This is a genomic window from Pseudomonas sp. FG47 (genome assembly GCF_057809115.1).
In genome coordinates this window covers 52448-65541 of sequence record NZ_JBMDJI010000005.1, presented here as the reverse complement: position 1 = coordinate 65541, position 13094 = coordinate 52448, and the positions used below count along the sequence as shown (strand labels likewise).

The following is a 13094-nucleotide window of genomic DNA, read 5'->3' as shown; positions in this document are numbered from 1 at the left end:
GAATCAACGACTCACAGCAATCGCCTGGTCACTCATGATACGCGGAGTCAGGAAGACCAGCAGCTCGGATTTTTTCTCTTGTAAAGCATCGCGTCGAAACAGCCGTCCAACATACGGCAGATCGCCAAAAAATGGCACCTTGTCGACCACTTTGTTATGCGACGTCGAGTACACGCCGCCAATCACAATGGTTTCGCCATCGGCCACGCGCACCTTGGCATTGACCTCGTTCTTGCGAATCGGCGGTACGTTGTTCAGGGCATTGATGAAGTCCGGCTCGTCCTTGGTCACCCGTACCGCCATCACTACCTTGCCGTCAGGGGTAATCTGCGGGGTCACCTCCAGCGACAGCGAGGCCTCGCGAAAGGAGATGGAGGTGGCACCGCTCCTGGTGGTTTCCTGGTAGGGTACCTCGGTACCCTTGAGGATCCGCGCGGTTTCCTTGTCGGCGGTGACCACCTTGGGCTGGGAGATGATCTCGCCATTGCCGCTCTTTTCCATGGCACTGAGCTCCAGGTCGAGCAGAATGTCGCTGCGCAGCAGGCCGACACCCAGGCCGGAGGTGGCACGCTCGACACCAAGGTCAACGAACAGCTCGCTGCCCAGGCCGTTGCCCTGGCCATATAGCGGCCCGCCCCAGCGTACGCCGAGGGCCTTTTCATAATCGACGCTGGCCTCGACGATCCGCGCTTCTATCATCACCTGGCGCACCGGCACGTCCAGCTGCGCCACCAGCCTGCGCAGCTCCACCATCTGCCGCGCAGGCTGGACGAGCACCAAGGTATTGGTACGCGCATCCACACTGACGGTGCCACGCCCGGCGAGGATATCGTCGCCGGACAGGCTAGCCATCAGCAGCTCGGCCAGCTCCGCCGCCTTGGCATGGAACACCGGGATCAATGCACGTTGCAGCGGCTCCAACTGCGCTTCCAGGGCCTGCTCCTGGCGAACGCCCATAGTCCGCTCGGTCAGCTCCGCCAAGGGCGCGACCAGCAACACGTTACCCTCCTGACGACGACCAAGGCCCCGGCTGCGCAGCACCAGGTCAAGGGCCTGGTCCCATGGCACCTGCTCCAGACGCAAGGTGATCCGCCCCTGCACTGTGTCACTGGCCACCAGGTTGACCCCCACATAGTCCGCCATGATCTGCAGGACCGCGCGAACTTCGACGTCCTGGAAGTTCAGCGACAGCGACTCACCCTCTGTCGCCAAGGCGCCCCGCCCCACCACCAGTACGAGCAGCATCGTGCCCAACCATTGCATCGACTTCATCCCTGACCTCCCCCTTCACACGCCCCCCAAGCAGCAGATACCGGTGGCGTTCCTGCCAGGCATCCCCGATATAGATCCGCTCGCGCACTGTTACCTGGTCCGCCGCAATGGCCACCACTAGCCCTTCGTCACGCCCCAGCGTCTCGCCCTCCCCGACCCGATACACATGACCACCCGAGCGCAACAGCGCTTGATGCCGCCCGCCACGCGCCAGAGTGCCAACCATTTCCAGCTGGTCCAGCGGGATACGGCCAAGCCCAAGACCCGGCCGCGCCGATGACCAGGCCCGGAATGGATCGAATGCCGTCACGGCCAGGGCCTGCCGAGCAGGCTCGTGCGCCAGCTCGGCCGGTACCGGCAACGCTTCGCCGGCGTGATAGGCATTGATCAGCAACTGCCCCACGATCAGGTCCGAACGCTCATCAGCCCGAGTCAGGCGCAGCCGCGCCACGTTCAACAAGCGCAACTGCCGTTGCCCTTGTTCCAGCCAGGCACGCACCGCCGGGTAACGCCCCCTCACCCGGACTTCCAGGGGAATCAGCCGATAATCCAGCTCACGCTGTTCCTCGCGCACATCGAGGCGCTCGAACAACAGGCCGTGCTCGTGGCCGGATACCGCCAAGGTATCGAGCCAGTCGCTGATGCCCTCTCCTGCGGAAAGTCGCCAGCGCTCCGTGCGCACATGCTGTTCGGCCTCCTCAAGTGCCTGACGTTCGGCACCCAGCTCAACGAGCTGCGCTTCACGCTCCCGCAACGCTTGCTGCACGGCACGTGCCTGGACGGCAGCCGCGCCATACGCAAGGCCCGGCTCGCGAAGACGAATGAAGTACCCCGCGACCAGCACCGCTAATACGCCTAACGAGACCAGCACGACGCCGAATGCCGGGGACCGACAGACCCGCGCTTGCCAGTCGCCCCAGCGCCAGCCATTCATGACGCCTCCGGCGACAAACGCGCCGCCAGCAGAAACTCGTCACCCGCCTGGTGGTAACGCAGATGGACCAGCTCGACCTCCTGCAGCACACCGGTCTGCTGCAAGTCACGCATGAGCCGCGCCACCACCGCCGCCGAGGCGGCCAGCCCGGCTAGCTGCAAGCGCTCGCCCTGCCAGTCCACCTCGGTCAGTTGCGCCCCCTCGGGCATCGCCTGCTCCAGGCTGAGCAACAGCCCCGGTAGCAACGCCTGCCTGGCACGAAGCGTGGTCAAGGCGGCATATTGCGCCTGCGCCGCCTGGCGCGCCTCACGCAGCCGCTCAAGCTGCAGCAGTCCACCCTCTAGCCGGGCAAGCTCAGCCTGGTGCCGGGCAACCACTTCGGCCTGCCTCGCCAGCCGTGCCCGCACCGCCTGGTCGAGCAGCAACACACCGGCCAAGGCCAGGATCAGGCTGAGCACCAGTACCTGCTGAAAGCGCCGCAATGTCTTCGCCCGCCGCTGCTCGCGCCAAGGCATCAGGTTCAGTCGCACCCTCATGCGGCACCGCCCTGCGCCAGCCCGTAAGCCAGCACCATGGATGGACCGATATCCTCCAGGCCAGCCAATGCAGGCGGACAAGCCATGCGGCAGGCCACTCCCAGCCGCTCGGAGATCGACCGGGCTCGCCCAGGACTGGCAGCGGCCCCGATCAACAGGACCTCCTGGGCTGTAGCCAACCCATCGATGTGTTCACCCCATTGATCCGGCGAAACCATCACGTTTTGCTGGCGCTGGGGCACATCACCATCCGCCCAGCGGTGCGTCACCAGTTGCGTGTTTTCCATCTGCAGGACCAGGCTGTCGCCAGGTGTCAGTGCGCGCCAAAGCACTACGCTGTCCACCTCTACCGCCACCAGCTCCAACCCAACCTGAGCGAACAGTTGCTCGAAGGGATCGAGCTGGCTCTGCCGACAGGCCACGACCAGGGCGTCGATCATGCCCGGCGCCTGGGCGCTGGGCCCGAGCAGTTGAAAGTCCAGGGCAAGATCATCCAGCGGGAAAGGAAAGAGCTGGTCGGCGAGCCCCAACAACTGTGCCTCCATGACCTCACCGGACGGGTCGGCCACCACTTGGCAAACCTTGCAGATTAGCTGGGAGGCCGGCAGTGCCAGGGCCACCTGACGCTGACGTGTCGCGCAACGTTCATGCGCTTTGCGCAACGCCGTTTGCAGTTGCCCGCCGCCCGCGGACGGCGTGCCCAGCAAAGGCTCGACGGCCCAACCGGCGACCCGCAAGGCCCGCCTTTGCCGGCCCAGATGCAGCATCCTTATGGAATCGTCGGTGATTTCCACCCCCAGCAGTGAACCGACGCTGCCGCCAAAGTCTCCAAGCATGACTGTCACTTCCCTGTCGTGCGCAGCCCGTGCCATTGCGCTGCAGGCGGTCGCCGCGCCGCCCCGGACGGTCACCCGGCGGGGCGAAAAATGCTTATAATGCCCAGCGAATTTTCCCGTCCGCCGGCCCCTCGCGCCCTCCACTCCTCAACCAGGACACCCCAAAGCCTTGATACGCCTGCTGAAGTTCTTCTGGTGGTCTTTCGTCGCAGTCATCTGCGCGCTCGTACTCGGTGTGAGCGGTGCGTTTCTGTATCTTAGCCCTAGCCTGCCCTCGGTCGACGCGCTCAGAAGCGTCCAGTTGCAAATCCCCCTGAGGGTCTACAGCAGCGACGGCAAGCTGATTGCCGAGTTCGGCGAAATGCGCCGCTCGCCCATCAAGTTCCAGGAAATTCCCCCACAGTTCATCCAGGCGCTTCTGTCGGCCGAGGACGACAATTTCCTCAACCACTACGGCGTCGATCCCAGCAGCCTGATGCGCGCCGCGTCGCAGCTGCTCAAGTCCGGGCACATCCAGACCGGCGGCAGCACCATCACCATGCAGGTGGCGAAGAACTTCTTCCTGACCAGCGAACGCAGCTTCTCGCGCAAGACCAACGAGATTCTCCTGGCCCTGCAGATCGAGCGCGAGCTGACCAAGGACGAGATCCTCGAGCTGTACGTCAACAAGATCTACCTGGGCAACCGCGCCTATGGCATCGATGCCGCGGCGCAGGTGTACTACGGCAAGTCGATCCGCGATGTCAGCCTGGCGCAGATGGCCATGATCGCCGGCCTGCCGAAGGCGCCGTCGCGCTTCAACCCGCTGGCCAACCCGGTGCGCGCCAAGGAGCGCCGCGACTGGATCCTCGGGCGCATGTACAAGCTCGGCAAGATCGACCAGACCAGTTACCAGGCCGCCCTGGCCGAGCCGCTGAACGCCAGCTACCACGTGCCGACCCCGGAAGTGAGCGCCCCCTATGTGGCCGAGATGGCCCGCGCCGAGATGGTCGGCCGCTACGGTAGCGACGCCTATACCGAAGGTTTCCGCGTCACCACCACGGTGCCCAGCGCCACCCAGCAGATGGCCAACAACGCCGTGCTCAACGGCCTCAGCGTATACGACGAGCGCCACGGCTACCGCGGCCCGGAAGCACGTTTCCCTGGCAAGACCCGCGCCGCCTGGCTGCAGGACCTGGGCAAGCAACGCACCCTCGGCGGCCTGGAGCCGGCGATCGTCACCCAGGTCGAGAAGACTGGCCTGAAGGTGATGACCCGTGGCGGCCTGGAAGAGACCGTGGCCTGGGACACCATGAAGTGGGCCCGGCCATACCTCAACAGCAACGCCCAGGGCCGCGCGCCGCAAGCACCGGCCGATGTCGCCCAGGTCGGCGACCTGGTGCGCCTGCAGCGCCTGGAAGACGGCACGCTGAAGTTCAGCCAGGTGCCGGGCGCGCAGAGCGCACTGGTCACCCTCGACCCCCGCGATGGCGCCATCCGCGCCCTGGTCGGCGGTTTCTCGTTCGAGCAGAGCAACTACAACCGTGCCATGCAGGCCAAGCGCCAGCCGGGATCGAGCTTCAAGCCTTTCGTCTATAGCGCTGCCCTGGACAACGGCTACACCGCCGCCAGCCTGGTCAACGACGCGCCGATCGTGTTCGTCGACGAATACCTGGACAAGGTCTGGCGCCCGAAGAACGACACCAACACCTTCCTCGGCCCAATCCGCATGCGCGAGGCGCTGTACAAGTCGCGTAACCTGGTGTCGATCCGCCTGCTACAAGCCATGGGCGTGGACCGCACCATCGACTACATCGCCAAGTTCGGCTTCAACAAGCAGGACCTGCCGCGCAACCTGTCGCTGGCACTGGGCACCGCGACGCTGACCCCGATGGAGATCGCCACCGGCTGGAGCGCCTTCGCCAACGGCGGCTACAAGATCAGCCCCTACCTGATCGAGCGTATCGACAGCCGCAACGGCGAGACGCTGTTCACCGCCAACCCGGCTCGCGTGCCCCAGGGCAGCCAGGACCAGGCCGGTCTCGCCGCTCCCGAGCAGCCGATCAACGTCGCACCGGTACCCGGCGAGGCGCCATCGGCCTACGGCCAGGTCGCGGCTGCGCCGCAGGCGCCAGCAGTGGCCGAGCAGATCATCGACGGGCGCACCGCGTACATCCTCACCAGCATGCTGCAGGACGTGATCAAGCGTGGCACCGGCCGCCGGGCGCTGGCCCTGGGCCGTACCGACCTGGCGGGCAAGACCGGTACCACCAACGAGTCCAAGGACGCCTGGTTCTCCGGTTACAACGCCGACTACGTCACCACCGTATGGGTCGGTTTCGACCAGCCGGAAACCCTGGGCCGCCGCGAGTACGGCGGCACCGTGGCCCTGCCGATCTGGATGAGTTTCATGGGCGCCGCCCTCAAGGGCATGCCCGAGCATGCGCCCGCCGAGCCCGAGGGAATTCTCAGCCTGCGCGTTGATCCAGTGAGCGGCCGCGCCGCCACACCGAGCACGCCGAATGCCTACTTCGAGCTGTTCAAGGCCGAAGATTCGCCGCCTTCGGTGGACGAACTGGGCAATGGCGCGGCACCAGGCAGCCCGCTGCCAGCGGATGAAGCAGCGCCGATGGATCTGTTCTAAACCTGACAGGCCGCTCCTACAAGGGACCGCGTCAGCCGGACATCGGCAAACAAAAAGCCCCGACTCTCACGAGCCGGGGCTTTTTCATGTCGCTACGGCTGGATCAGCCGTTGAACACGTCATCCACGCTTTTCAGCGGATAGTGCTTCGGATACGGCAGGGTAGCCACGCCGGATTCGATGGCGGCCTTGGCCACGGCATCGGAAACCACGGTGATCAGACGTGCGTCCAGAGGCTTCGGAATGATGTATTCACGGCCGAATTCCAGGGCCTGCACACCGTAGGCCTCGCACACTTCCTGCGGCACCGGCTGCTTGGCCAGGTCCTTCAGGGCGATGGCGGCGGCGATCTTCATTTCTTCGTTGATGCGCTTGGCGCGAACGTCCAGGGCACCACGGAAAATGAACGGGAAGCCCAGTACGTTGTTGACCTGGTTCGGGTAGTCGGAACGACCGGTGGCCATGATCACGTCGCTGCGAGTGGCGTGGGCCAGCTCTGGCTTGATTTCCGGATCAGGGTTCGAGCAGGCGAACACGATCGGGTTGGCCGCCATCGACTTCAGGCCTTCGGCGCTCAGCAGGTTCGGGCCGGACAGGCCGACGAACACATCGGCGCCGTCGAGGGCGTCGGCCAGGGTGCGCTTGTCGGTGGCGTGGGCGAACTGGGCCTTGTACTGGTTCAGGTCGTCACGGCCAGCGTGGATCACGCCGCTGCGGTCGATCATGAAGATGTTCTCGACCTTGGCACCCATGCTCACCAGCAGCTTCATGCAGGAGATGGCGGCGGCACCGGCACCCAGGCAGACAATCTTGGCGTCTTCGAGCTTCTTGCCGGCGATTTCCAGGGCGTTGATCATACCGGCCGCGGTGACGATGGCAGTGCCATGCTGGTCATCGTGGAACACCGGGATGTCGCACTGCTCGATCAGGGTGCGTTCGATCTCGAAGCACTCTGGCGCCTTGATGTCCTCGAGGTTGATGCCACCGAAGGTGATGGAGATGCGGCGTACGGTGTCGATGAAAGCCTGCGGGCTCTCGGACTCGACTTCGATGTCGAACACGTCGATACCGGCGAAACGCTTGAACAGAACACCCTTGCCTTCCATCACTGGCTTGGAGGCCAGCGGGCCGAGGTCACCCAGACCGAGGATGGCGGTGCCATCGGAAATCACCGCGACCAGGTTGCCCTTGCCGGTGTACTTGTAGGCCAGCTCTGGATCACGACCGATCTCACGCACGGGTTCGGCGACGCCTGGGCTGTAGGCCAGGGCGAGGTCGCGGGCAGTGGCGGTGGGCTTGGAGAGCTCGACGCTCAGTTTCCCCGGACGAGGCTGAGCGTGGTATTCGAGAGCGGCGGTTTTCAGGTCTGACATGATGGGCATTCCGCTGTTTACTGTTCTGACGGACCGCCGAGGATACGCAAAGAGCCGGGGGGCGACAAGACTGCCCGGTCACTCGGTGTCAAGGCCTCTGGCCTACGACTTTACGCTATAACCCACGGGGCTTACCGGGCCCAGTGTGTACAATCCAATAGCAAACTGTCTACAACTATTTAGGCTCCACCATGCTCGGATCGGTCAATGGCAACAGCCAGCGTCGCTGCCCGGGCTTGAGCCCGCCTTTGCGGGAACGATCCAGCACCCAACCGCGCGCCTCGACCTGGCGTCCCTTGAGGTTAGCGAAGAAGCTGGCAGGGAAGCTGCGTTGCAGACGAGCGGGGACCTGCAATACCACGTGGTCGTCGAGCTCCAGCCAGGTACCACCACGATTGCGCTCGATATTTGTGATTTTACCGCTGATGACGGCAAAGCCGGACTGGCGGATGTCCCCGGCGCGCAGCACCGGCGACTGCCGCCATAGCCCGACAGCCGACCTGCGCGCCGTGTGCTCGGCTTGCTGCTGGCAGCCCGACAGGCTGACGTTGGGAGCAATGGCAACCCGATAGCCCAAGCCTTCGCTGAGCAGTTGTGCTTCGAAATTGTCGCCAGTACGGCCATAGATGTGCGCCAGGGTGCGCCCGTACTTGTCCCTGGACTCAGCCCCCGGCACCAGCCCGATCCGTCCGTCGCTAGCCTTGACCAAGGCCTGCAGGCGCCGCTTGGCCGCCTCGGCATAGGGTTCGCTGGTACGCCCCTTGCGGCCGATTTCCGGCGCATTGATACCGATCAGCCGCACACTGCGGCCATCGACCAAGCGCAGGGTGTCGCCATCGACCACTGTGCGCACCTCCACCTGCTGCGCCTGCTTGGGCAACGGGCAGAACGCCTGGGCTGGAAAATGCCAGATCGCGCCCACAAAAAAGGCGCCCACAAGGGGCGCCTTCTTTTGCAACAGCGCGAACCTCGAGAGATTCGCCATGCGCATGATTACTTCTTGGTACCGAACATACCGAAGCGATCGGCGAACTTCTGTACGCGACCACCGGTGTCCAGGACTTTCTGCTTACCGGTGTAGAACGGGTGGCACAGGTTGCAAACGTCGATCGCCAGGGTGCTACCCAGGGTCGAACGGGTTTCGAATTTGTTGCCGCAGCTGCAGGTGACTGCAACCGCTTCGTAGTTCGGATGAATATCTGCTTTCATGGTCACTTCCTCGAGCTGCGTGCCGCCACCCAACACCTATTGTTGAATACCGCACGTAATTAGGCGGCGAATAATACCAGAGCACGGTGCCAGCGCAAGTTGTCGCTTGCACCGGCTGTCGTCTGCTAGGCTCGCCTGATTTGTGAAACGCCCTCCAGAGACCTTCCGCGTGTCCGACGTCATCCTGCGCCTTGCCCTGCCCTCGCCCCTGCGTCGCCTGTTCGACTACCGGGCCACCGCGAGCATGGCGCGCCAGGCGCTGGCCCCCGGCATGCGCATCCGTGTGCCGTTCGGCCGACGCGAGATGATCGGCGTACTGGTGGAGGTCGCCGACAAAAGCGAAGTGCCGGCCGACAAGCTCAAGCCCGCCAGCGCTCTGCTCGACCCAACCTCGCCGCTGCCGCCAGCGTTGTTCAAGCTGTGCCTGTGGACTGCCCAGTATTACCAGCACAGCCTCGGCGATACCCTCAGCTGGGCCCTGCCGACGCTGCTGCGCCAAGGCGAGCCGGCCGAGGCCCGCCAGGAGCGTTTCTGGCACGTTGCCCCCGGCGCGCGCCTGGAGGACCCTCGCATCGCCCGTGCGCCGCGCCAGCGCGAAGCGCTCAAGACCCTGTCACAGCACCCCCACGGTGTCGCTCACGCGCTGCTGGGCAAGCTCGGCCTGAACAAGGACAGCCTCGACCTGCTGCTGGCCAAGGAACTGGTGCAGGTCGAAGTACGCCGCCATTTGCCGGCCGCGCGCCACGAACACTGGCTGGCCCAGCCAGAGCTGCCGCTCAACGAAGAACAACGTGCTGCCTTCGAGGCCGTACGCGCGGGCTTCGGCGCCTTCCACGCCTATTTGCTGGCCGGAGTCACCGGCAGCGGCAAGACCGAGGTCTACCTGCAACTGATCCGCGAGACCCTCGAGGCCGGCAAGCAGGCATTGATCCTGATCCCCGAGATCAACCTCGGCCCGCAGACCCTGCAACGCTTCGAACAGCGTTTCAACGCCCGTATCGCCCTGCTGCACTCGGCGGTGAACGACCGCGAGCGCTTGGACGCCTGGCTGGCGGCCCGCGACGGCGAGGCCGATATCATCATCGGCACCCGCTCGGCACTGTTCACGCCGATGAAGAACCCCGGGCTGATCATCATCGACGAGGAGCACGATGGCTCCTATAAACAGCAGGAAGGCCTGCGCTACCACGCCCGCGACCTGGCGGTGGTGCGCGCGCACCAGGAGAACGTGCCTATCCTGCTGGGCTCGGCCACGCCGTCGCTGGAGAGCCTGCACAACGCCCACAGCGGCCGCTACGGCCTGCTGCGCATGAACCAACGCGCCGGCGGCGCCAAGCCACCACGCTTCCTGCGCCTGGATGTGCGCAGCCTGCCGCTGGACAGCGGCATCAGCGGCCCGTTGCAACAGGCCATCCGCCAGACCCTGGAGGCCGGCCAGCAGGTGCTGGTGTTCCTCAACCGCCGCGGTTTCGCCCCGACCCTGCTGTGCCACGACTGCGGCTGGCTGTCGGAATGCCCGCGCTGCGACGCGCGCATGACCGTGCACCAACGCTCGGGCGTGCTGCGCTGCCACCATTGCGGCTATGACGAGCGCCTGCCGCTGCAGTGCCCCCAGTGCGCCCATGTCGACCTACGCCCGGTGGGTGCCGGTACCGAGCGCGCCGAAGAGCGCCTGAAGGTGCTGTTCCCCGAGTATCCGGTCCTGCGCGTGGACCGCGACAGCACCTCGCGCAAGGACGCCATGCACCAGCTGTTCAGCACCATCCAGCGCGGCCAGCCGAGCATCCTGGTCGGCACCCAGATGCTAGCCAAGGGGCACCATTTCCCGCGGGTGACCCTGGTGGCCATCCTCGATGCCGACGGTGGGCTGTTCTCCGGCGACTTCCGTGCCAGCGAGCGCATGGCCCAGCTGATCGTCCAGGTGGCCGGCCGCGCCGGCCGCGCCGAGGAGCCCGGCAAGGTGATAGTGCAGACCCACCTGGCCGACCACCCACTGCTGGTGCAACTCACCGAGCAGGGCTACTTCGCCTTCGCCGAGCAGGCCCTGAGCGAGCGCCGCGCCGCCGGCCTGCCACCGTTCGCCCACCTGGCCCTGCTACGCGCCGATGCGCACAAGCCGGGCCAGGCCGAGGGTTTCCTCGACGAGGCTTGCAGCGCCGCCGAGCGCCTGCTGCGCGAGCAAGGCCTGCACGGCATCGAGCTGCTGGGCCCGGTGCCTGCGCCAATGGAGCGACGGGCGGGCCGGTTCCGCGCGCAACTATTGCTCCAGGCCAATGCCCGGGCGCCCCTGCATCGACTGATCAGCGCCTGGTTGCTAGTGTTGGAGCAGATGCCATCGGGGCGCCAAGTGCGCTGGTCGCTGGATGTCGATCCGGTCGATCTGTACTAAGCGACAAGCTGCAAGCTTCAAGAAAAAGCAGCCCTGCACTGACGCTTGCAGCTTGCGGCTTACAGCTTGAAGCTTGGCGCTATCCGCTCAAAGGTTGGCAACCCGCGCCGGGCAACGGATAATGCCCAGTTTTTCCACCTGCGCATCGAAGCGCTCCACCGCGCTTGCGGTCGAAAAGAGACCCTCATGAAAGACACCATTCGCCAGCTGATCCAGCAAGCCCTCACCCAACTCGTCACCGACGGTGTGCTGCCTGAAGGGCTGACGCCGGCGATCCAGGTGGAAAACGCCCGGGACAAGACCCACGGCGACTTCGCCAGCAACATCGCCATGATGCTGGCCAAGCCGGCCGGCATGAAGCCGCGCGACCTGGCCGAGAAGCTGATCAACGCCCTGCCGAAAAGCCCTGACATCACCAAGGTCGAGATCGCCGGCCCCGGCTTCCTGAACTTCTTCCAGAACACCGCCGCCCTGGCCCAGCGCCTCGACGCCGCCCTGGCCGATGCCCATCTGGGTGCGCGCAAGGCTGGCCCGGCCGAGAAAGTCGTCATCGACATGTCGGCACCGAACCTGGCCAAGGAAATGCACGTCGGCCACCTGCGCTCGACCATCATCGGCGACAGCGTCGCGCGGGTGCTGGAGTTCCTCGGCGACGACGTCATCCGCCAGAACCACGTGGGTGACTGGGGTACCCAGTTCGGCATGCTGATGGCCTACCTCCAGGAAAACCCGATCACCAGTGACGAGCTGTCAGATCTGGAGAACTTCTACCGCGCCGCGAAGAAACGCTTCGACGAGTCCGAAGAGTTCGCCACCCGCGCCCGTGGCCTGGTGGTCAAGCTGCAAGCCGGCGACCCCGAGTGCCTGGCGCTGTGGACGCGCTTCAAGGACATCTCGCTGTCGCACTGCCAAAAAACCTACGAGCTGCTCAACGTCAAGCTGACCATGGCCGACGTGATGGGCGAGAGCGCCTACAATGCCGACCTGGCCAACGTGGTCGCCGACCTCAAGGCCAAGGGCCTGCTGGTCGAGGACCAGGGCGCCCAGTGCGTGTTCCTCGACGAATTCAAGAACGCCGAGGGCGACCCACTGCCGGTGATCGTGCAGAAGGCCGACGGCGGCTACCTGTACGCCACCACCGACCTGGCCGCCGTGCGCTACCGCAGCAACAAGCTGCAGGCTGATCGCGCCCTGTACTTCGTCGACCAGCGCCAGGCCCTGCACTTCAACCAGGTGTTCGAAGTGGCCCGCCGCGCCGGCTTCGTCGGCCACCCGATGAAGATGGAGCACATGGGCTTCGGCACCATGAACGGCGCCGACGGCCGCCCGTTCAAGACCCGCGATGGCGGCACCGTCAAGCTGATCGACCTGCTCACCGAGGCCAAGGACCGTGCCTACGCGCTGGTCAAGGAAAAGAACCCCTCGCTGGCCGAGGACGAACTGCGCCACATCGGCGAGGTGGTCGGCATCGGCGCGGTCAAGTACGCCGACTTGTCCAAGCACCGCACCAGCGACTACAGCTTCAACTTCGAACTGATGCTCAACTTCGAAGGCAACACCGCACCGTACCTGCTGTACGCCTACACCCGGGTGGCCGGCGTGTTCCGCAAGCTGGGCAAAGGCTTTGGCGAGATCGACGGCACCATCGTCCTGCAAGCCGCGCACGAACAGGACCTGGCCGCGCGCCTGGCGCAGTTCGGCGAAATCCTCAACAACGTTGCCGAAAAAGGTACTCCACACGTACTGTGCAGCTACCTGTACGACCTCGCCGGCCTGTTCTCCAGTTTCTATGAGAACTGCCCGATCCTCTCCGCCGATACCGCCGAACAACAGCAGAGCCGCCTGCGCCTGGCCGCCCTGACCGGCCGCACCCTCAAGCAGGGCCTGGAACTGCTCGGCCTGGAAACCCTGGAGCGCATGTAA

At 65.1% G+C, this 13094-nt stretch carries 10 protein-coding genes; 3 read left to right on the top strand and 7 right to left on the bottom strand.

The window, feature by feature from the left end:
- Positions 1–3 precede the first annotated feature (3 nt).
- From ACODS5_RS06725 to pilM, 4 genes are read right to left on the bottom strand one after another with little or no spacing between them, the layout of a single operon-like run.
- Positions 4–1245, bottom strand: a complete 1242-nt coding sequence (locus ACODS5_RS06725) for a type IV pilus secretin PilQ (protein ID WP_489108267.1) — start codon at positions 1243–1245, stop codon at positions 4–6.
- Positions 1196–2206, bottom strand: a complete 1011-nt coding sequence (locus tag ACODS5_RS06720; RefSeq protein WP_134691354.1) for a pilus assembly protein PilP — start codon at positions 2204–2206, stop codon at positions 1196–1198. The genes ACODS5_RS06725 and ACODS5_RS06720 overlap by 50 nt, the downstream gene beginning before the upstream one ends.
- Complete coding sequence (locus tag ACODS5_RS06715) at positions 2203–2742, bottom strand: PilN domain-containing protein (protein ID WP_489108266.1); 540 nt, start codon at positions 2740–2742, stop codon at positions 2203–2205. Before ACODS5_RS06715 ends, ACODS5_RS06720 begins: the two co-directional genes overlap by 4 nt.
- Positions 2739–3578 (bottom strand): type IV pilus biogenesis protein PilM, encoded by an 840-nt coding sequence (gene pilM, locus ACODS5_RS06710; protein WP_489108265.1) that lies wholly within the window; start codon positions 3576–3578, stop codon positions 2739–2741. Before pilM ends, ACODS5_RS06715 begins: the two co-directional genes overlap by 4 nt.
- Before the next feature lie 172 nt (positions 3579–3750).
- Between pilM and ACODS5_RS06705 the strand changes: the two genes are divergently transcribed.
- On the top strand, positions 3751–6201 hold the full coding sequence (locus ACODS5_RS06705) for a penicillin-binding protein 1A (protein WP_372239500.1): 2451 nt from the start codon (positions 3751–3753) through the stop codon (positions 6199–6201).
- Between the two features lie 103 nt (positions 6202–6304).
- On the opposite strand, the gene ACODS5_RS06700 is transcribed toward ACODS5_RS06705, so the two are convergent.
- The 3 genes from ACODS5_RS06700 to rpmE form a co-directional block, all read right to left on the bottom strand.
- Positions 6305–7573: a malic enzyme-like NAD(P)-binding protein gene (locus ACODS5_RS06700; RefSeq protein WP_134691350.1), complete on the bottom strand. Its 1269-nt coding sequence runs from the start codon at positions 7571–7573 to the stop codon at positions 6305–6307.
- 175 nt (positions 7574–7748) lie between these two features.
- Positions 7749–8564: a thermonuclease family protein gene (locus tag ACODS5_RS06695; protein ID WP_489108264.1), complete on the bottom strand. Its 816-nt coding sequence runs from the start codon at positions 8562–8564 to the stop codon at positions 7749–7751.
- 2 nt (positions 8565–8566) lie between these two features.
- Complete coding sequence (gene rpmE, locus ACODS5_RS06690; RefSeq protein ID WP_134691348.1) at positions 8567–8782, bottom strand: 50S ribosomal protein L31; 216 nt, start codon at positions 8780–8782, stop codon at positions 8567–8569.
- 169 nt (positions 8783–8951) lie between these two features.
- Here rpmE and ACODS5_RS06685 point away from each other — a divergent pair, with 169 nt between their 5' ends.
- Complete coding sequence (locus ACODS5_RS06685; RefSeq protein ID WP_489108263.1) at positions 8952–11171, top strand: primosomal protein N'; 2220 nt, start codon at positions 8952–8954, stop codon at positions 11169–11171.
- A 186-nt stretch (positions 11172–11357) separates the two neighbouring features.
- Entirely contained in the window at positions 11358–13094 is a 1737-nt protein-coding gene (gene argS / locus ACODS5_RS06680) for an arginine--tRNA ligase (protein WP_134691346.1), read from the top strand.

Coding starts and splice junctions, on each gene's coding strand:
- ACODS5_RS06725 (WP_489108267.1), bottom strand. CDS start 1,245: ATGCTGCTCGTACTGGTGGTGGGGCGGGGCGCCTTGGCGACAGAGGGT.
- ACODS5_RS06720 (WP_134691354.1), bottom strand. CDS start 2,206: ATGAATGGCTGGCGCTGGGGCGACTGGCAAGCGCGGGTCTGTCGGTCC.
- ACODS5_RS06715 (WP_489108266.1), bottom strand. CDS start 2,742: ATGAGGGTGCGACTGAACCTGATGCCTTGGCGCGAGCAGCGGCGGGCG.
- pilM (WP_489108265.1), bottom strand. CDS start 3,578: ATGCTTGGAGACTTTGGCGGCAGCGTCGGTTCACTGCTGGGGGTGGAA.
- ACODS5_RS06700 (WP_134691350.1), bottom strand. CDS start 7,573: ATGTCAGACCTGAAAACCGCCGCTCTCGAATACCACGCTCAGCCTCGT.
- ACODS5_RS06695 (WP_489108264.1), bottom strand. CDS start 8,564: ATGCGCATGGCGAATCTCTCGAGGTTCGCGCTGTTGCAAAAGAAGGCG.
- rpmE (WP_134691348.1), bottom strand. CDS start 8,782: ATGAAAGCAGATATTCATCCGAACTACGAAGCGGTTGCAGTCACCTGC.
- argS (WP_134691346.1), top strand. CDS start 11,358: ATGAAAGACACCATTCGCCAGCTGATCCAGCAAGCCCTCACCCAACTC.